This is a genomic window from Verrucomicrobium sp. BvORR034 (assembly GCF_000739635.1).
Lineage (GTDB): Bacteria > Verrucomicrobiota > Verrucomicrobiia > Verrucomicrobiales > Verrucomicrobiaceae > Verrucomicrobium.
On record NZ_BATQ01000117.1, the window covers coordinates 107,872 to 128,155 of the forward strand.

The window sequence follows — 20,284 nt, forward strand, 5'->3', positions numbered from 1 at the left end:
TCCTGCCATTCCCTCGGAAAGTGCATCGACATGCCTGAGCGACAAGGCACGCGATGCCTTCTGCAATTCTCCTCACACGGACGCTCAAAAACTCTGCCACCAAATCAGGACACGCCAGGCTTCCCAAACATCTCCTTCTTCAGCACCTTGGAATTCCGGCCACTGCGGTCGTATTGCTCGCGCCGGTCAGAGGGCAGGATGCCGGGGCCGACGTCCACATATCCCATCTTCTCTTCAAAGAACCGGGAGGCCTGGGTGCTGAGGGCGAAGATCCAGACGGCACCGCGCTGCCGTGCCATGTCTTCGGCATAGGCTACGAGCTTGCGCCCGTGACCTTTGTTCTTGTGCGCGCGGCTCACGAAGAGGCAGGCGAGTTCCGCCACCTTCTCCTTCTCGTCGGTTTCATACATGTGCACCGCGACGGTGCCCACGAGATTCCCGTCCAGCTCAAAGACAAAGAAATCGTTGATGCGCTTATGCACCTGCTCGCGGGATCGTGGAGCAAGTGCAGCATCCTCCACGGACTGGCGCATCATGGTCATGATCGACGGGATGTCGGTCACCCGGGCACGACGGATCTGCTGGTACTCGTCCGCATGGATCATGGTGCCCACCCCTTCGTTGCTGAACAACTCAGCAAGCAACACCTCGTCCTGGCGACCGTCGATGATATGGACGCGAGCCACCCCCTCGCCACAAGCGAGCGCGGCATACCGCAATTTCGACACCAGGCTGGGGTCCATATGAGGATCCCGGCGTTTGGCAATTTCACGAGCGAGCTTGATGGGCAATTGCGCCAGACGCTGGCCTTCGCTGTTCATCAGCCCTTCCTCGGCCACAAAGATCACTTTGGCAGCGTCCAGTGCGAGTGCCGTTTCCACTGCCACCGCATCGGAGTTCAACCGCAAGGTGGTGCCACGTCCATCATAGCCGAATGGAGGCAGCACAGGGATGATCCCTTCCTTGAGCATACCAATGAGCATCCGGGAATCCACTCGCTCGATCCTTCCGGTGTGTTCAAGATCCACCCCCTCAATCACGCCCGCAGGATGCACGGCCAAAGCATTCGGCACGGCCACGCGGAGTTCGAGCGCGGTGAGATCCGCCACCAATTCGCTCGTAAGCCGGGAAATGGCGTCTGCGCTCACCTCAAGGGTGGCGGTATCAGTGCGCCCCATGCCGTCGTCACTGGAAAGGGTGATGCTCCGGGCCTGGGCCAGCTCACGAATCTGGAGCCGGGCACCAAATGAGATGACAACCTGGATGTTCAGAGATTGCAGGACGGCAATGTCCTGAAGCAGGCTGGTGAAGTTCGGCAGGCGCATCACCGCGCCATCCAGCGCGATCACAAAAATCCGCTCCCGGAACTGGGGAACGTATTGGAGAATGCCTCTCAGGTCTTCGAATTTGCTCATTGAAGGTAGAAGCCCCCAACATTCTCATCGAATGGCGGGGATACAAGCCCTTGGGCGATAAAGGTTGGATGGGAGATCAGGACAGTGAGCCCGCCTACTCTCCGTGATCCACCACATTCGCCATCTCGGTGCGCTTGTGCTGTGGCGTCCTAAACAACACGGACACCCCCACGGTCACGAAAGTGCCCAAAGTGATGCGCCAGGGGAACGACAGAATGAATGGCTCAGACATTCCAACTCTCGTCTGGATATCCATCGGGTTGCTCAAAAACAGAACCGCCAGGATGCCGCAGATCATAGCAAGGATGTTCGTCCCATCGCGACCACGAGTCTTTGTCAGCACCGCCACAAGGAAGATCCCCAACAGCGACCCAAAAGTGAACCCGAGAATACCGAGCACCAGCTTGATGATTTCCTCTTCAGGATGGTGCGCCATGTACCAGGCTGTGGCAACCCCCACGACAATGATGAGTACAGCAAAGAGCACTGTGCTCCAGCGGAGCACCTTGATGCGCTTGGACTCCGGGGCATCCGCAGGCAGTCGAGGGAGGATGAAGTCGCGGGCGAAGCTGGTGGCCAAGGCATTGAGAGCCGTGCTCAGGGACCCCATGGCAGTAGCCAGAATGCCGGCCGTCACCAGACCCCGCATACCTGCGGGCATCTCCTTCATGATGAAGTAGGGAAAGACTTCCCGGGTTTCCGCAGGCATGCCCGAATCTGGATGGGCCTTGTAGTACGCGTAGAGGAGAACGCCGATGAAGATGAAGGCGGAAACCAAGGGCAGATCGACAATGCCGGACAGGATGGTGGCGAAGGCACTCTGCCGACGATTCTTGGCGGTGAGCATGCGCTGGACCGTGTCCTGATCGATACCATGAGTCGCCATGGTCACAAAGGTGCTGCCGATGATCGCCGCCCAGATGGTGTACTCCGTGGTGAGCACGTTTTTGATCCAGGCCCAGGCACCGGGTTCTGAAGGTTTGGCAAAGTCAAAGAACGCCGGTTCCTTGATCACCGCAGCAACCGTCTCCATGCCGCCTGGAATGCGCCCCAACAGGTAAGGAATGGTGAATGCCAGTGCCGCAAGGAGAACCGCCACCTGAATGAAGTCGGTCCAGATCACGGCTCGAATGCCCCCCACAGAAGTGTAGATGGCGGTCATCAAGGTCACCAACACCACCGCACCCGCATAGAGCCAGAATTTCGTCCCTTGCTCGACAGGGGCTCCCGTCCACAAAGCGTAGGCAAGGACGATAATGATCGCGGAAACATACAGCCGGGTCCCCATGGCCAGCACGCGGGTGACCAAGAAAGTAACCGAAGCAAACTTCCGCGTCCAAGGGCCGAAACGGGTCCCCAGGAACTCGTAGAGCGACACCACATTGTGTTTGTAGAACACTGGGATGAACAAGAAGCTGACGATGATGCGGGCCAGCACGGTCCCGATCGCAAATTGAGCATAGCTCCAGTTCTGCCGGCTGAAGCCCGTCTCGGGAGCTCCGAGGAAGGTCGCCGCGCTGATCTCCGCTGCAATAATCGACGCCAACACCGCCCACCAGGCCATCTCGCGGTCGCCGAGTGCATAGCTTTCCACGCTCTTGTTCTTCCGGCTCTGGGCGAGACCAATCCCCAGAATCAGGGCGAAATAGAGCAGCAGCACCAGGATGTCCCACGTGAAATTCATGGGGCCGACGATGGCGTGAACAGCCAGCATTGACAAGGGCCGTCAGAAACGAACAGAACTTTTTCGATCCTCCAACCCACATCGCCAGCCGGGAAATGGCGTCTCAACGAGCGTGGCACCCCATCGCTTTGCTCAATACTCGTTCCCTTTTTATGTATTTAACAACCAAACTCCAGGGAAGGACGGTGGCGGCGTATGAAGACACCTTGCCGTTTCACACGCCTGCTCAGAGCGCAAGCCATTCCCATGGCGGCAGCTTTGGCCTTCGCGCTCGCCTCCCCCACCCCGTCGCAAGCCGCCGGAGCGCTCACCCCAAAGGGCTCCCCGCATGAGCCGCTCCGACTGGTGGACCACCACGTCCAAGTCACGCTCAACAACGGGTTCGCCCGTACAGAAGTCACCCAGTCGTTCTACAATCCCAACGCCCAGGATCTGGAGGCCGTGTACCGGTTCCCTCTGCCAAAAAGCTCAAGCCTCTCTGAGGTCAGCCTGACCCTTGGCGAGCATGAGATTCACGGAGAGGTTGTGGAAAAGACCCGCGCCCGGACCATCTACGAAGACGAGAAGAAGAACGGCCAAGACGCCGGGATGGCGACGAAGGAGACCTTTCAGGCCTACGAGTTCCGGGTGACCCCAGTTCGAGCCCAGCAGCAAACCCGCCTCAGACTCGTGTACTACCAACCACTGGAAGTCGACACAGGAGTCTGCCGGTATCTCTATCCCCTGGAGGAAGGGGGCACGGATGACGCCGCTGCTGCCAGTTTCTGGGGACCGGCCAACTCCACGCTGGATGGCACGTTCACCGCGGATGTAGAGGTCAAGTCGGCCTGGCCCGTGACCAACGTCCGGCTGCCGGGGTTCGAAGGCGACGCCCAGACCACCAAGATCGCTGAAGGGCACTACAAGGTGCACGTGGAACGCAAGAACCGACCACTCACCAAAGACCTGGTGGTGTACTATCGCCTGGAAGACAACCTGCCCGGCCGGGTGGAAGTGATCCCCTTCCGCGCCTCTGAGACCGGACCTGGCACCTTCATGATGGTGGTGACTCCCGGTCTCGATCTCCAACCCCTCAGCCACGGTGCAGACTATGTGTTTGTCCTCGACACCTCCGGCAGCATGAGCTCCAAACTGCAAACCCTCGCCAAGGGAGTAAGTCAGGTGATCGGCAAGATGTCGCCTCAGGACCGGTTCCGCGTGATTTCCTTTGCCGACCGGGCCACAGATGTGACCGGCTGGTTGGAGGCGACTCCGACCCATGTCGAGAGAGCCCTTCACCAGATCCAGACCCTGCGCTCCGCAGGCAGCACGAATCTCTACGATGGTCTCTCCATGGCCATGCAGAAGCTGGACGCCGACCGGGCCACCAGCGTGGTGCTGGTGACCGATGGCGTCACCAACACCGGCATCGTGGACTCGGCAGCGTTTCACCAACTGGTGAAATCACACGACATCCGCATCTTCGGCTTCCTAATGGGCAACAGTGCCAACTGGCCTCTGATGCGGACCGTTTGCGAGGCCAGCGGCGGTTTTTACGCCGGGGTTTCCAACGATGACGACCTCCTCGGCCAGATCCTCCAGGCCAAAGGCAAAGTGTTGCACGAGTGCCTTCATGACGCGGAGTTCACCATCCAGGGCGTAAAAACCCTCAACACAACGGGAAGCATTCCCGGCAAGATCTATCGTGGACAGCAGCTGGTGATGTTCGGCCAGTACGAAAAGGGCGGCGACGCGGAGCTGGTCCTAAAAGCCCGTCTCACGGGAGAAGACAAGGTGTACCGCACCACCTTCAAGTTTCCCGAAACCGATATCGAGAATCCCGAGATCGAACGCCTCTGGGCACTTGATCAGATCGAGCAATACGAACTTCGCGCCAACACCGGGGCCCTTCCCCAGCATGAAGCGAACAACGCCATCCTCGGTCTGGGATTGCAATATCAACTGGTCACAGATCAGACCTCCATGCTGGTGCTCAATGACGACGCTTTTTCCCGTCACGGCATCGACCGTCAAAACCAGAGCCGCGCTGCGGCAGAACAAGCCGCCCACAATGTTCGCCAGGCTGCACCTGCGGCGACCAACTATCGTGTGGACGCCGCCCAGCCCATGACACCGCACGCTGCTCCGAGCGTGGCCCCGCCGCAGCGGTCATACAGCGAAAGCAGCAGCAGTTCGGGCGGCGGAAGCTGGTTCCCAAAAATCGGCGGTGGTGGTGGAGCGATCTCCCCGCCAGCGATGCTCGCGCTCGCTCTGTTCTCCGGACTGGCTCTCATGAGTCTGCGCCGGATTTCGGGTGACGCACGACAGGACTAGGCCATTGCGGGGACTCGTGGCTGCGCTTGCCTGCATGCGGCCACGATAACCGCTTGGGGTGTGGGAGCTATTTCCCGCTCAACCTCTGCAACCATTTCCCACATCGTGACATATGCTCCACTCAACCTCTGAGCCATCGATCAGCATGCCCGCATCGCGTCTGCCCGTCATCATCGGGGCCTCTCTGGCCTTGGCGATTGCCGTGAGCACGGTCGCATTGGGGTTTCAAGCCCTCCTGACTGAGACGTGGCAATGGCAACGGGGAGAGTGGGGCATTCGCCCCATGCCAGAACGTTGGCAGTGGCTGACAAGTCACCTCACGCACTGGTCGTGGGGGCATCTTCTCTGGGATCTGGGGGCGTTCATCGTACTTTCCATCGTCTGCCTTAGAGCTCTGCCAGCCCGCTATCCGCTGGCACTGGCATTTGCAGCCGCCCTCATCCCCCTGGAGATCCGGCTTCTGGAACCGCAGTTTACCTCGTACCGCGGACTGTCTGGTCTGGACTCCGCGCTCTTCGGCCTCGTCGTGGCGGCGCTATGGAGGACCCAAACCTCCCTCCCTCGCCTGCTCGCCGTCCTGGGTGCCTGTGGGCTGGTGGGAAAAACAGGGTTCGAGCTGCTCACGGGCGCCACCCTGTTTGCCCCTGAGGAACCCGGACTCTATCTGCCTGTCCCCTCCGCTCATTTGACCGGATTTGTTGCCGGACTCCTTGCCGGGCTCCCCGTGCGTTCGCCACGATCTCCCCCGCCAGCACCGTGCGCCCCCGGTTCGCGAAACACATTTCCACTTCCGGCATGGCACAGGTGATAGCTCCCCTCACCTCTCCGCGTTTAGCTCTGGCCTTTTTGGCCGCATCTGGCCATTGTCATCGTTTTTCCGATCGCATCTCCTGCCCCACTTACATTCACACCCACCTCCCCTGACACTCCGACTCCCGACTCATGGCCTCCATTCCCCCTCCCAACGCCCGCGGCCGAAATATGGCGCTCACCGCAGCCTTTCTTGGCTGGCTTTTTGACGGCTTTGAGATGGGGCTCTTCCCCTTGATTGGCAAACCCGCGCTGCAGGATTTGCTGGCAGGCACTGGGGATCCGTCTTTGATCAGCCAGGGCGTGGACCGCTGGTTCACCGTCATTATCGCCACCTTCCTGGTGGGCGCGGCCACGGGGGGCGTCTTCTTCGGCTGGCTGGGTGACCGGATCGGCCGCGTGAAGGCCATGACCTTCTCCATTTTCACCTATGCCATCTTCACCGGTCTGTGTGGTTTTGCCACTGAGGCCTGGCACGTTGCGATCCTACGCTTCATTGCCTCTTTGGGAATGGGCGGAGAGTGGGCCTTGGGCGTGGCCCTGGTCAATGAGCTCTGGACCAAAGGCAACCGCGCCTGGGTCGCAGGTGCGATCGGCGCCGCGGCGAATATTGGTTACCTTCTTGTGGCCTTCCTCAGCCTCGGCATGAACAACTTCCTCACCTCGGTTCAGGATATCTTCGCCAGCCTCGGAGCTTCGCAGGGGCTCTCGGACTATCTGCTGCACAACCAGGCCTGGCGTTTCCTCATGATCAGCGGTGCCTTCCCTGCTGTGCTCATCTTCTTCATCCGGCTCTTCGTGCCGGAGTCCGACAAGTGGGAGGAGGAGAAGAAAACCGGCTCCACCTCGCACTGGAGTACGCCGGATCTGCTCGGCGTCCTCTTTGGAGCCGTCGTTGCGATGATTATCATCTGGGCGTGGTCACCGATGGGTGTAGCCACCCCTACGGCTACCGTCATCACCGTCGTTGGGTTCTGCGCCGTGGTCTGGGGCTTCCTCCTGCCAGTGCGCCGTTACCTGCAGCGCTCCACGGCTGCAGGAAACATGTCTGAGGACATGCGCCGCAAGGTGCGGTCCAACCTCGTCATCGGTGCCACCCTCGCGGGGATTGCGTTGCTCGGCACCTGGGGGGCCGCCCAACAGGCACCCAAGTGGTCCACAGAGCTTGCCTCCAATGGATACTCTCACCCCATGCAGTACACCCAGATCTGCACGGCATTGGGAGCCACGGTTTTTGCCCTCCTCACACCGGTGCTTGCAGACATTCTGAACCGCCGTCTCACCTACCTTTTCTGCTGTATCACGGCCATGGCCTCCAGCATCTTCTTCTTCCGGTTCAACACCCAGATCGACACCAACTTCTTCATCAGTGCCTTCCTCATGGGCGGCCTCACTGCCTCGTTCTACGGATTCTTCCCCCTCTATTTGCCTGAACTCTTCCCCACAGCCGTTCGCGCCACCGGCCAGGGGTTCTGCTTCAACGTTGGTCGCATCATTGCGGCGATCGGCGGCCTCCAGTTGGCCAACCTCATCGCTGTCTTTGGCGGGGACGGAGCCTCCAAGCTGCAAGCCTCCGCCAGCGCCTTCACGGTCCTGTGCAGCGTCTATCTGGTGGGCATGATCCTCATCTGGTTCGCCCCGGAGACCAAGGGGAAGGCATTGCAATAACCAAGGGAAAAGGCATGAGGGTCAAGGGATAAGGGGACTTTTGCACGTCCGTTTCGGACTCCAATACAGCAGAAGTAGGCCGGGGAGATCCCCTATGGCTTCCTTTTCCCTTATCCCTTTGTCCTAATCCCTCTCTTCCCTTGACACCCCTGCCGTTCGTATGCCTTTGTGCCTGTTCCTATGTCCAAATCCCTCATCATTGCCGAAAAGCCCAGCGTCGCTGCGGACCTTGCCCGCGCGCTTGCCAAGGCCCCCGGCATGACTCCTTTTAAGAAGGAGAGCGACTTTTTCGAAAACGAAACGCACGTCATCACCTCTGCCGTCGGTCACCTGCTGGAGCAGGAAATGCCTATGAAGGACGGCAAGAAAATCGGCTGGGGCTTCACGACTCTCCCGATTCTTCCCGAGAAGTTTGAGCTCAAGCCCATCGACAAGACGGCCGACCGCTACCGGGCCGTCACCCGCCTGATCAAGCGCAAGGATGTGGTCGATATCATCAATGCTTGCGATGCCGGGCGCGAAGGCGAGCTGATCTTCCGCAACATCATTGAGGCGACTGGGACGAAGAAACCGGTGAGCCGGATGTGGATGCAGTCCATGACCAACGGCGCCATCTTGGAGGCCTTTGACAAGCTGCGGACGGATGAGGACATGCAGCCTCTGGCGAATGCCGCCAAGTGCCGCAGTGAGAGCGACTGGATCGTGGGCATCAACAGCACCCGGGCCCTGACCGCCCTGAACTCCCGCCACGGCGGCTTCCGCCTGACGCCGGTCGGTCGCGTCCAGACCCCGACGCTCACCATTCTGGCCAAGCGCGAGCGCGAGATCACCACCTTTGAACCTCGCACCTATTATGAAGTGCACGCGCTTTTCGGCGTCGCTGCCGGAGAGTATGCCGGGCGCTGGCTGGACGAGACGTTCAAGAAAGACGACACCGACGAACACCTGAAGGCGGAGCGCCTCTGGGATCGCGAGGCTGCGGAAGCGATTGTCGCCCGCTGCTTTGGGAAAAAGGCCACGGTGGAGGAAACCACCAAGCCCACCCGCCAGGTGGCGCCGCTCCTGTACGACCTGACCAGCCTCCAGCGCGAGGCGAGCAACCGCTTTGGTTTCAGCGCCCGCCGCACCCTGCAGCTGGCCCAGGCCCTCTACGAAAAGCACAAGGCCCTCACCTACCCCCGAACTGACTCCCGCTACCTCCCCAATGACTACATTGCGACGGTGAAAGGGACCATCCGTGGGTTCTCAGATCTGACAGCCAGCAAGGCCGGTGCCTTCCCTGTGGAGCTGCGTCCCTTCTGCGACAAGATCCTGGACGAAGACTGGGTGCGCCCGAATCGTCGTGTGTTCGACACTAGCAAGGTGAGCGATCACTTTGCGATCATCCCGACGGGTCAACCCCCGCCGAAGAGCCTGGACGAGGCCGAGCAGAAACTTTACGACATGGTGTTGCGTCGTTTCCTGGCCGTCTTCTTCCCGGCGGCCGAGTTCGATGTCACCACCCGGTTCTCCCGGATTGGCGAAGATGTCTTCAAGTCCGACGGCAAAGTTCTGCGCGAGGCGGGCTGGCTCGAAGTCTATGGCAAGAAAGCTGTCGACGAGCAGGAAGGCGAAGGCGGCGGCCGAGTCCTCGTGCCCGTGAAGCCGAAAGAGATAGCCGATGCCAAAACCGTGGAAATGCGAGAAGAATCCACGAAGCCCCCACCCCGCTACAACGAAGCCACCCTGCTCTCCAGCATGGAAGGGGCAGGCAAACTGGTGGACGATGATGAGCTGCGTGAGGCCATGAGTGAACGAGGTCTGGGCACCCCGGCCACGCGAGCCGCGATCATCGAAGGCCTCATCATGGACAAGTACGTCGAGCGCCAGGGTCGCGAGTTGATTGTGACCACCAAGGGACTCGACCTCGTGGAACAGCTTTCCGACCTGGGAGCCGAAACCCTCTGCTCCCCGGAACTCACCGGGCAATGGGAGTACAGGCTCAAGCTCATGGAGCACCGCCAGCTCGACCGCAACAGCTTCATGCGGGATATCCGCACGCTGGCGGCTGACATCGTGGACAAGAGCAAAGCCTACGCCAAGGCCGCCAAAGAGCGAGTCCTGCCGGACTTTGTCGCCACCTGTCCTTTCTGCGGTGCCAAAACCTTCAAGAACACGGAGGAGTTTGTGGCCTGCCGGACAGAGGATTGCAAGCTGCGGGTCTTCAAGAACGTGGCGGGCCGAAATCTGAACGATGACGAGCTCCGGACGCTGATCGAAAAACGGTTGCTCCCCACTATGGACGGCTTCCGCAGCCGTGTCGGCAAGGAGTTCAGCGCCGGCCTGGAGATCAAGGACGACCGGAAGGTCAACTTCCTCTTCGAGAAGGGACAGAGCGATGAAATTAACTGGGCGGAGGCCCCGGTCCTCTGCGAGTGCCCGGTATGTGCCAAACAAGGCAGGAAGGCAAACATCCACATCCTGCCGATCGGCTACGTGTGCCACACCGCCATCACAGAGCCCAAGAAATGCAACGCCAAGCTCCCCTTGGAACTCTGCAAAAAGAGGATTAGCGAGGATAATGCCCGGAAATTCTTCACCCAGGGCAAGACGGATGTCATCGAGGGCATGATCTCAAAGAAAAACCGTCCTTTCAGCGCCTTCCTGGTCTGCAAGGCTGGTGACAAGCGCATCCTCGGCTGGGAGTTCCCACCCCGGGAGCCCAAGCCCAAAACCGCCTCCGCCAAGTCCCCTGGGGCTAAATTCGGGCGGCAGAAACCCGCCCCGGCAGAGGAACAACCCTAGTCCCCTCGAACCGGGCTCTAGGTAAGTTTCAGGCGGCCGGAAGCGGGCCAAAGTTCGCCTCCGGCCGAATTAACACCCCTTAGTCAAGGGGTGTTTTTCATTTTTTTCTTGCCAAATGTCCTGTTTTTGTTTACAGGTTCTAGGAACTAGCAACCAAACCAATACTAGTCATGCCCTACGCCGATCCAGAAAAACAAAGACAGGCCCAGGCCGCGTGGTTCCGCAACGAATACCGCGCCAACGCCAAATTCCGCAAGAAGCACCTCGCGGAGAAAGCCGCCTGGTGGGCGGAGCGTGCCACTGAGGATGAAAAAGAGCGCCGTCGCGTTTACGCCCGCGACTACATGCGCAAAAAGCGTGCGAGCGCCAAGCGCCTTGCTGCCAAGGAAGCCAAAGCCAAAGGCAAAACGGTGGCCGCCCCTGTTAAGAAGGCCGCTGCCAAGCCCGTGGTGAAAAAAGCGGTGAAAGCCGTCAAAGTGGCTAAAAAGGCGGTCAAAGTGACGAAGGCCCCCGTCAAGAAGGCGCCTGTGAAGTCCGTGAAGAAAGCTGCTGTGAAAAAAGTCGCCGTCAAGGTGGCTAAGAAGGCAGTGAAAAAGGCGGTCAAGAAAGCACCTGCCAAAAAGGGCAAGCGCAAGTAATTCGCCTCCGGAACTGCTTTAGGAGAGATTATCCTAAATCTAGTTTCTTGAACCTGATAGGACGGCACCCCGGTGCCGTCCTTTTTTTATCTACCCTGCCACACAGCGTCCACACTTTCTTAGAACCCGGGATGGTTCCTGTGGCACCCACTCATGGTGCTGTTGTTTACAAAACCGTGACCACCCTTTCCCGTTGGCGTGCTTCCTGAACCCGCCCGCCTTCATGGGACAAGAGGTCTCAAGAAGCGATAGTGGGCAGAGCGACGTTGCCCTCCGTCCCGGTCAGTCGAAAGTCCCGCCCCCCATAGTTAAATGTCAGGCGCTTGTGATCCAGCCCCAGCAGATGGAGGACCGTGGCATGCCAGTCGTGAATGTGCATTGGATCCACCACCGCCCGATGGCCAAACTCGTCCGTGGCACCGTATCGCAATCCTCCCCTCACCCCACCTCCGGCCATCCAGATGGAGTAGCCACGGTGATTGTGATCCCGTCCATCCCCACTCTGGGCGTAGGGCGTACGGCCAAATTCGCCCGCCCAAACCACCAGCGTGTCTTTGAGCAACCCCCGGGCCTTCAGGTCAGTAAGCAGGGCGGCAATGGGCCGGTCAGTGGCCGCACACGCCTTGGCCAGCCCGTCTTTGAGGAGATGGTGGTGGTCCCAGCCCGTGGGAGACGCGATCTCGACAAACCGTACCCCAGCCTCGGTGAGCCTGCGTGCGAGCAAACACTGGCGCGCAAACTGGTCGTTGGGCTCTCCCACGCCATAGAGTTTGCGTACCGTCTCCGACTCGCCCCGTAGATCCAACACCTCTGGCACCTCGGCCTGCATGCGAAACGCCAGCTCAAAGGACTCAATCGCCCCCTCGATCTCCGGCTGATGCCCCGCCTGGGCCAGCCGGTGCTCGTTGAGGGCCCGGATAAAATCGACCTGCCGACGCAGTTCCGGCCGATCGAGATTCTCGTTGATCAAATTCTTCAGAGGAGGGCCCGGAGCCACGTCTTTCTTCAGGAGAGCCGCATACAAGTCCGGGAGCTGGCTGCTTCCCAAGCGTGTGCCCTGACAGGCTGCCGGTAAAAAGGCGCTGCCATAGTTCTGCGCCCCGCCGTTGTCCGCCGGAGGGTTGAGAGTGATGAATCCTGGCAGGTTGGCATTCTCGCTGCCCAGCCCATAGAGGGTCCATGCCCCAAGCGACGGACGAACGAACTGAAAACTCCCCGTGTGCATCTGGCCGAACGCCTGGGCGTGGTTGGGCAGGTCAGTGTGCATGGAGTTGATGATGCACAGCTCGTCCGCATGGCGCGCCAGGAGCGGGTAGGTATCGGCGATCCAATGCCCCGACTCCCCATGCTGAGCAAAACCGTGAGCTGGCCCAAAGTACTTCGCTCCTGCCGCGTCCCGCCCTTGGCTGACAGCCTCACCATTCCTTCGAGTCAACTCCGGCTTGTAGTCGAACAGATCCACATGGGAGGGGCCGCCCCGCATGGTCAGAAAGATCACCCGCTTGGCTCTCGCAGGAAAATGAGCCCTGAGAGGCTCGGCCTGACCCGTTGCCGCGCGTCCGTTCTGGGCAAGTGCTGCAAACGCCAGCCAGCCGATGCCTGACGAGAGGGACACCAGCATCTCACGTCGGGTGGTGCCGACGCGTGGAAACGGCTGGGTGAGGTGACTTTGTAGAATCGGGCTCATGGCCATTGCATGGATTTGAGGATTTGTTCCCGCCACACCCCATATGCCGCATCATTCAGATGCAGCCCGTCTGGAGTGAACTCCGTCTTCAACTGTCCTTGGCCATCCACCATGAGCGCATGGAGGTCGATAAAATCATACCCATACTCCTCCGACAGCTTCTTCAACTGCTTGTTGAACTGCCGGACCGGCTCGTTCTGGCGGTCATGATCACCTCTTGTGGGCAGGAGGGATTGCACGTGCACTTTCAGTCTTGGAGCCCCCGCTTTGAGGCGGGAAAGGAGGTCCCGATAGCCATCCTCCATGACATCCACCGTACGTCCCGAATTGAGGTCATTGATCCCGATCAGGATAAAAACGTCCGTGGCGCTGCAATCGAAAACGGAGCAATCCAACCGCTGAAGCACCCCTCGCGGATCATCTGGCGGCAGGGCGTTCCCAATTACGTCCGCGCCAATGCCCCGATTGAGAATCCTACGCCCCGGGAAAAACTTGGCCACATCGAAGCCCTCCGTGATGCTGTCGCCGAGCAACACCACATTTTGCCAGGCCGGGGTCTGCTCGCTGAAGGCCCGCACACGGTTCTGCCAGTGCATCTTGAACAACGCACCCCAGTCCGCTCCCGCATCTCGTTGGGCGGGCTCTACACGCTTCTCCTCCGCATTCAAACACGCCACTCCCATCTGAACGACGCAGATCACGGCGAAGCTCGCCCTGCAAATTCTCTTCAGACGTTTTGTGCGGGTCATGGTGGTGGATATCCCCATTGGGTTGAGATGCCCGGACGGTTCCAAACCGTCTCCTCTCCATCAACGTGGCGATTCACACTAAGAAAGTTCACCTCCTGCAGAGAATTCTTTTCGTCCCAACACTGAAACCCGGGGAGAAAGGAATCACCTTCCGCTGCCGCAGTGAGTTGACTGTCCTGAACAAGGTTGCTTGAAGAATCTGGAAGAACACGTATTGAGGTTATACCTCCATTGTTTTCCATTGAACATTAACCTCAAGAGAGCGATCCAATCCCGCCCCGCCCTGCTTGCGCTGGCGCGCTGGGTCAACGCGAGGATCAAAGGCACTTGGAAACAAGATCCTTCGATCTGGATTGGTAAAATCGTTGGCCCGGCCAGTGCCCAGATTGTGCAGATCGGCTCCAACGATGGCAAAACCGGGGATCCCCTCCACCGCCTGCTCCGCCGACGGCACCGGTGGAAAGCCCTCTTCGTCGAGCCAGTTCCCTACCTTTTTGAGCGGCTGAAAGGAAACTACGACGACCCTAAACGCTTCGCTTTCGAGAACGCGTTGATCAACGACGGCAGTGCCTGCCAGTTTTACTGGGTGGATCCCGCAGCCCGTCAGCTCTTAAAAGATCTGCCCCCTTGGTTTGACCAACTGGGATCTTTCAAGCGTCATCACATCACCTACTGCCTGCCTGTCGTGGAGCCTTACATCAAGGAATCTCTTTTGACCGGCATGACGTTGGACACGCTGTTCGCCAAGCACAGCATACTGGATGTGGACATCCTGCACATCGACACCGAAGGCGCTGACTACTCCATTCTCCGCCAGTTGAATCTGAACACGCTGAGACCCAGGGTGATCCTGTTCGAGCACAAGCATTTGACCAAGGAGGAGTCTGAAGCATCCGTGCGTTTCCTCAGCCCCCACTATTCGCTGTACCGGCTGCGGGGTGACACTCTGGCCGTGCCCCCCTCAGCCGATGTGATCCTGCAAGCAGCCGGGCTTCAGCCTCTGCCCAAGCCAGGGCCCTGAGGCAGCTGCTCACAGCATGGAGCTAGCAGCGGGCTCCATCGCACGACGCATCACTGCCGCTTTGCCACCTCTTTTGCCGCCGACAGCTTCGGATCATCCAGATCCAGGCGATACAGCATCTGATTGTAGTCGTAGCGCGGCGTGGCGTGGGCATGATCAGCAAACTGCATGGTATAGGTCCCCTCGAAGATCAGGATGGGTGAGCCCTCCGGTGTGAACTCTGGATGGAGTCTCGGATTGTAGAAGGTGTAGTTCTGATGGGTGATCACTTTGACCGCTGGCCCCCATGGGCCGGTGGGATGATCTGCCTCTGCATACCACAGCTCACCGAACACGGAAGGTTTGCCGAAGCTCTCCATGAAGACGCTCACCCAGCGCTTCCGGTAGGCGTTCCACGCAATGGAACCGCTGTGGGGCACCACCTTTTCCTGACCGCCGGTCCCCTTCAAAGACTCCTGACGCTGAAGTTTCTCCCACTGGGTTGAATCTTCCCATGCCTCAAACGTGGCCGGACAGCGGAGCACGGGCAGTGGATCGCCGAAATAGATCCACTCCCTCCCCTGCTCATCCTTCCACAGGGCTGGATGACCCGAGGGCATGGGAGGCGGCTTCGGCTGGGCGGCAGCTTGTTTCCAGAGGACCTTGTGCTGAACAAACGAATTTGTTTCCTCATTCCACACGCACAGGCCGCTTTCATAGGCGTCCATGGGAGGCTTGATCTTCACATAGGAGCCAACCAGGCGGATCTTGCCCGCCTTGTCCGGCAGCGTGGTGTAGCCGCTCACCCAGGTTGGCCCGCTCCCCGGCATCTTGGCCACGCCCCGCACCGCCCCCTTGTCATCGCGGAAATAATCAAAGCGCAGCTTCAATGGTGGTTCGAACCGATCCAAAGGCTGCACCGGGGTGGTGGCGCTGCTCATGTCGAACACGCCCAGCGGATAGCCCGGTATGGCCGTGTCCCCCCAGGCCCAGAACATGCGGCCGTTGTGCACCGCGTTCTGCACGCTATCGCAGCCCACGATGCCCTGCTCCTGCCAGTCCAGCATCTGGCCGAGGCGTTGACTCTCGGCATACAGTCCGGCGCCGGTGAGCCGACCAATCCTGCGGGCAACGTTCGTCCGGGTCACCTCCACCTTCAGCGTCTTGCCTGACTCAGGGGTGACACGGACGCCCCGCATGCCAAAGCCATCTTTGCCCACCTCGTAGCCATGCCCGATGACATCGAACCAAGTGAGCTTCCCCAGCAAATCCGGCGCATCAAAGGCGATCACTCCGGCATTGTCCGTGATGTAACGCTGCTGGTTCACCGTTCTCAGCTCCACCAGCGGCACCGGCCAGCCATTCTCTTTGTCCACCACCTGGATGCGACACAGACCTGAAGGCACGGTCTCTGGCTCCGCGCCCGGCAGGGAGTTCATCGTCAGGGTCAGGAGCCCTGCTATCAGTTGTTTCATGGGTATCATAGGGAATAGGAAAGGGTCGTGAAAAAGTACACCGGCGCTGATGGCAGCCGGAGTCAGATGAAGATCGATTGCGGAGCGTGTGCTCACTCCACCAGCCTGAACTCTGCCGTGGCCAGCAGGGACTGGCAGAAGGCTGTCCAGACTTTGGGTTGTCCCCCGGCCTCAAGATACTGCCGGGCCAGGCGCATCTCAGCGGCATCGGGTTCTCGGGTAAAACAAAGCTGAAACGCCAGTCGAATCCTGTCTTCAGTGGACGAGGCTCCCTGGCTGAGCCGACCGGCCAACGACTCCGCCTGCCCTCTTACGAACCGGCCGTTCAGGAGGTAGAGAGCCTGGAGCGAGGTATTGGTGACGTCCCGATCCCCCGTCACGAGGCTTGGTTCGGCAAAGTCAAAGGTCTGCAACGCATCCGGCAACTGGTCGCGCAACACGGGCAGGTACACAGACCGGTGGCGGGAACCGTCCAGGTCAGCGGGAATTTTTTCATTGAACCCGATGAGCGAAACCGACTGGCCGTCCAGCTCGGCAACCAAAGACCCCCGACGACGCGACACGTCCAGATTCCCTGAAACCGCGAGCATGGCATCGCGGATCACCTCCGCATCCAGGCGCCGGGGTCGCATGCGCCAGAGCAACCGGTTGTCAGGATCCTGCTCGTAGGCCTGAGCGCGATACCCGGCTGACTGCCGGTACGTGCGTGACAGCACGATTTCCCGCACCACGGACTTCACCGACCAGCCGTTCTCCATGAACTGCACCGCGAGAGCGTCCAGCAGCCCAGGATGGCTGGGCATTTCCCCGGTGGTGCCAAAATTGTCCACTGTGCGCACAAGACCGATGCCAAACAGTTGCCGCCAGATACGGTTCACCATCACACGCGCAGTGAGCGGGTTCTCCCGGCACCCTAGCCATTGGGCCAGTTCCAACCGCCCGCTTTGCCGCGCTGGCATTCCTGGCACAACCTGCCCCTTTCTCGTGAAGACCGCTGGCAGACCTCGGGGCACCTTTTGTCCTGGGTGGCTGATGTCGCCACGCTCCAGGAGGGCGGCATCCTGTACCTTGTCCGGCTCCACATCGGTGGCTCCCATGCACAGAGGAAGGGCCCGCCCCTCGTCATCCACCGTCTGGAGTCGTCCTTCGATCCCTCCCCGGCTCCAGTAGATCCGGATGGCATTCTGCAACATCTTGAAGGAGTCCTTGCTGATGTCCCGCCCCTCCTCCAGCGCTCTCTTCACCATGGCATTTTGCACCTCTTCTTCGCGATTAAGCGTGGCCAGATCTGCCTTCAGCTTTGCCACCTCCTGAGCGCGCAGGGATCTGTTGGGAATCACCTCTCCCGGCAGATTGGGGAGTCGCAGCAGCTCCCCGCCATTGTTGCTTTCGGAATCGATCCAGGTGCCATAGTAAGTGCGCGTGCTGCGGAAAATGCCGGCCAGCGCATAGTAGTCCTCCATCCGGTAGGGGTCAGACTTGTGATCATGACAGCGCGCGCAGGCCACAGAGCTGGCCAGCACCGCCCGGGTCACCGTATCCACCTGCTCATCCACCAGATCGGCGGCGAACTGCGCCTTGCTCATTTCATTCAGCCCCTTTGCCCCCATGGCCAGGAATCCGGTCGCGATGAGCAGCCTTGCGCGTTCAGCGTTGTCGGCAGCAGGCAGGAGATCACCGGCAATCTGCTCCTGAAGAAATCGGTCGTACGGCAGATCGGCATTGAACACATCAATGACATAGTCCCGATACCGCCACGCATGGGGAAAGGTGAGATTGGACTCCCGCCCATTTGATTCCGCGAACCGCGCCACATCCAGCCAGTGCCTCCCCCAGCGCTCGCCAAACCGGGGACTGGCCAGCAAACGATCCACCTTAGCGGCCAGATGCGCATCCAGCGCAGAAGCGGAGATGGCCGAGGACGTCTCCCACCCCACCACGAAAGCAGCCGCCTCTTCAGGCGAAGGGGGCAAACCTACAAGATCGAAGTGCAGGCGCCGAAGCCAGGAGGCTGGACTGGCGTCGTCCGATGGAGACACCCCAGCGTCCTCGAGTTTGCCCCGGACATAGAGATCCAGCGGACGACGAGCCCAAGCTGTGTCATGTACCGGCGGTGGGGCCACGGTCACCGGAGGCTGGTGACTCCAGAAGTGACGCCCTTCATCCAGATCGATGCTGGATGCGTTATGATTGGCGACCTGCCCAACGCGCGGATCGGATGCGCCGGTTTTGATCCAGTTTTCAAAGTCTGCAATGACACCTGCGGGAAGCTTGGGCTTCTTCGGTGGCATTTCCAGATCCGCATCCAGATGCTTTACAGCGATGAGCAGACGGCTTTTGGCCAGATCTCCTGGCACCACGGCCGCGCCCCCCTCTCCGCCCTTCAACAATCCCTCCCTCGTGTCCACCACGAGTCCGCCCTTGGCCTTGCCTGACTCAGCCGAATGGCACTCATAGCAGTGCTCCACCAAAATCGGGCGGATGCGCGCCTCGAAGAAGCGCACTCCACCCTCGGCGGTGGCGTCATCTGCCCTGGCGGAGACCTGGCCAAGAAGGCTGGCTGCCGCCAGGCAGAATGGGAGGTGCCTGCAGAGCATCACGGCGTCTTGGCTTCTGCTGCCGGTTGAGATTTACGATCCTCTTTGAGTTCCAGCCATTCCGTGGTCCTTTGCGCTGGCCAGGAGCCGCTCAGGCTCCGGGTGCCGGACTCCTCTGACCAGATCATCCAGCGGGGTGCAGCCGGGGTGCCATCGAGTGCCGCGAAGGTGAGCTCCGTGGCCGACTTCCAGGCGGGCAGCGTGCGGCACTGCCAGTTCGGGTGGGCCGGGGAGACGATCGCCGTTTTACCTGAACCCAGATCCACCACGGCAACTGCGTCAGAGCCCCCTTCTGCCACAGCCACCCGTTTTCCGTCAGGAGAAACCACAAAGTAGCCCAGATCACTGGGGAGACTGCCTGGGGCTGTTGGCACGGGGGTCAGCGTCTTGCCGTCCTCCGAGACAATGTAGAGACGTGACTCGACCTCTGGCTCCGTGCCCGCCATGGGCAGCGTGAGTGGGAGTGCGGAGATAAGGACCCGGCCATCTGGCAAACTTTGGACCCGGTAGGGCGATGGCATCACTGCGAGCGCCAAGTTGTCGGGATTCTGCCTAACGTCCTCACTCGCAAGCCTCCCCTCCTCATCCAGAGCCGTCACCCGGTGAACGCGGCGCATCACACTTCCAGTCCCTGAGAAGGCCCCTGTGTACACCAGCGACCGCCCATTAGGGCTCCAGTCATAGCTTGCGCCCACCTGCTGGGCGAGCCCGGTGGACTCTCCACCTTTCAGCGGACACACCTCGAGCGAGGCCCATTCATCTTCATCCATCAATCGGAGAAACGCCACCGTGGCATGGCGCGAGGAAACCTTGGGGGAGGTAAGGGCCCGCAGGCTCCGCAGAAGGATGCGCGGCTCCGCCCCCCCCCGGCTTCACCGTCTTGAGATCCACCACACAAATCTCATGCACCACGTGGAGGGGTTTCTCCTCTTGAATCTGCTTGATCAGCTCCTGGCCTGCAGGGCTGCGCTTCAGCATCGCGTCGATGAGTTGCTGCTTGCGTTCATACGCACAGAGGAAGGCGGCCATCTGCGGACCTCGCTTTGTCAGCGGGGAGCCTTGGAGCAATTCCTGTGACGTCTTCGCTGTAGCACCCGAGGCCATCAGGGTCTCCACCCAACCAGGAACTCCGAGCGACAGGCGCTCTACTTCCTCGACCTCCTTCGCCGGAATGTGAACTCGTGCCAGATCCCAGGTGGGGAAGGCACGAGTACGCACCATGACAAATCCTGAACCATCGGGCAGCCAGCTCACGCCACCCGGCAGCTCCGCGCTCTGCGAGTTGCCAGGCACCAGCGGAGCACCAGGTGTTTCGCCTGGCTTCAGCACGTGCAGCCCGTCCTCCAGAAGCACGGCTGCCTGGCCGCCGTCAGGCGACCACCAGACCCGCTCGTGAGGAAGACAGCCGGTGATCATCAGGACCCCGCCCAACAACAGAACAAGATGGGATATCAGTTTCATCGA

General features: G+C 60.2%; 14 protein-coding genes. 6 read left to right on the plus strand and 8 right to left on the minus strand.

Annotation, left to right across the window (positions count from 1 at the left end; genetic code table 11):
- Positions 1 to 104: 104 nt before the first annotated feature.
- On the minus strand, positions 105 to 1,415 hold the full coding sequence (gene argA / locus BV034_RS19495) for an amino-acid N-acetyltransferase (RefSeq protein WP_050028660.1): 1,311 nt from the start codon (positions 1,413 to 1,415) through the stop codon (positions 105 to 107).
- Between the two features lie 94 nt (positions 1,416 to 1,509).
- The gene (locus tag BV034_RS19500) at positions 1,510 to 3,099 is read right to left on the minus strand and encodes a sodium:solute symporter (RefSeq protein WP_063768838.1); all 1,590 of its coding nucleotides are present in this window, start codon (positions 3,097 to 3,099) and stop codon (positions 1,510 to 1,512) included.
- Between the two features lie 195 nt (positions 3,100 to 3,294).
- Between BV034_RS19500 and BV034_RS19505 the strand changes: the two genes are divergently transcribed.
- The 5 genes from BV034_RS19505 to BV034_RS19525 all read left to right on the plus strand — a co-directional run bounded on the left by BV034_RS19505 (position 3,295) and on the right by BV034_RS19525 (position 11,312).
- On the plus strand, positions 3,295 to 5,412 hold the full coding sequence (locus BV034_RS19505) for a VIT and VWA domain-containing protein (RefSeq protein ID WP_081887943.1): 2,118 nt from the start codon (positions 3,295 to 3,297) through the stop codon (positions 5,410 to 5,412).
- A 145-nt stretch (positions 5,413 to 5,557) separates the two neighbouring features.
- Entirely contained in the window at positions 5,558 to 6,220 is a 663-nt protein-coding gene (rrtA, locus tag BV034_RS19510) for a rhombosortase (RefSeq protein WP_265593199.1), read from the plus strand.
- Between the two features lie 134 nt (positions 6,221 to 6,354).
- Positions 6,355 to 7,890: an MFS transporter gene (locus tag BV034_RS19515; protein ID WP_265593200.1), complete on the plus strand. Its 1,536-nt coding sequence runs from the start codon at positions 6,355 to 6,357 to the stop codon at positions 7,888 to 7,890.
- A 180-nt stretch (positions 7,891 to 8,070) separates the two neighbouring features.
- Complete coding sequence (locus BV034_RS19520; RefSeq protein ID WP_050028664.1) at positions 8,071 to 10,674, plus strand: DNA topoisomerase III; 2,604 nt, start codon at positions 8,071 to 8,073, stop codon at positions 10,672 to 10,674.
- Positions 10,675 to 10,844: 170 nt separating this feature from the next.
- Complete coding sequence (locus tag BV034_RS19525) at positions 10,845 to 11,312, plus strand: hypothetical protein (RefSeq protein ID WP_050028665.1); 468 nt, start codon at positions 10,845 to 10,847, stop codon at positions 11,310 to 11,312.
- Positions 11,313 to 11,550: 238 nt separating this feature from the next.
- On the opposite strand, the gene BV034_RS19530 is transcribed toward BV034_RS19525, so the two are convergent.
- Both BV034_RS19530 and BV034_RS19535 read right to left on the minus strand, forming a co-directional pair.
- Positions 11,551 to 13,005 carry a DUF1501 domain-containing protein gene (locus BV034_RS19530; RefSeq protein WP_050028666.1) on the minus strand — a complete coding sequence of 485 codons (1,455 nt, stop codon included), beginning with the start codon at positions 13,003 to 13,005 and terminating at the stop codon, positions 11,551 to 11,553.
- Positions 12,996 to 13,748 (minus strand): GDSL-type esterase/lipase family protein, encoded by a 753-nt coding sequence (locus BV034_RS19535; protein ID WP_265593201.1) that lies wholly within the window; start codon positions 13,746 to 13,748, stop codon positions 12,996 to 12,998. Before BV034_RS19535 ends, BV034_RS19530 begins: the two co-directional genes overlap by 10 nt.
- Before the next feature lie 241 nt (positions 13,749 to 13,989).
- On the opposite strand from BV034_RS19535, the gene BV034_RS19540 reads away from it, so the two are divergent.
- A complete protein-coding gene (locus BV034_RS19540) occupies positions 13,990 to 14,769 on the plus strand; it encodes an FkbM family methyltransferase (RefSeq protein WP_050028668.1) in 780 nt (259 codons plus the stop codon).
- Between the two features lie 50 nt (positions 14,770 to 14,819).
- Here BV034_RS19540 and BV034_RS19545 read toward each other — a convergent pair whose 3' ends face one another.
- The 4 genes from BV034_RS19545 to BV034_RS19560 form a co-directional block, all read right to left on the minus strand.
- Complete coding sequence (locus BV034_RS19545) at positions 14,820 to 16,223, minus strand: hypothetical protein (RefSeq protein ID WP_265593202.1); 1,404 nt, start codon at positions 16,221 to 16,223, stop codon at positions 14,820 to 14,822.
- A 92-nt stretch (positions 16,224 to 16,315) separates the two neighbouring features.
- Positions 16,316 to 18,820, minus strand: a complete 2,505-nt coding sequence (locus tag BV034_RS19550; RefSeq protein ID WP_050028669.1) for a PSD1 and planctomycete cytochrome C domain-containing protein — start codon at positions 18,818 to 18,820, stop codon at positions 16,316 to 16,318.
- Positions 18,820 to 19,590: a hypothetical protein gene (locus BV034_RS19555; protein WP_050028670.1), complete on the minus strand. Its 771-nt coding sequence runs from the start codon at positions 19,588 to 19,590 to the stop codon at positions 18,820 to 18,822. Before BV034_RS19555 ends, BV034_RS19550 begins: the two co-directional genes overlap by 1 nt.
- The gene (locus tag BV034_RS19560) at positions 19,583 to 20,281 is read right to left on the minus strand and encodes a hypothetical protein (RefSeq protein WP_050028671.1); all 699 of its coding nucleotides are present in this window, start codon (positions 20,279 to 20,281) and stop codon (positions 19,583 to 19,585) included. Before BV034_RS19560 ends, BV034_RS19555 begins: the two co-directional genes overlap by 8 nt.
- Positions 20,282 to 20,284 lie beyond the last annotated feature (3 nt).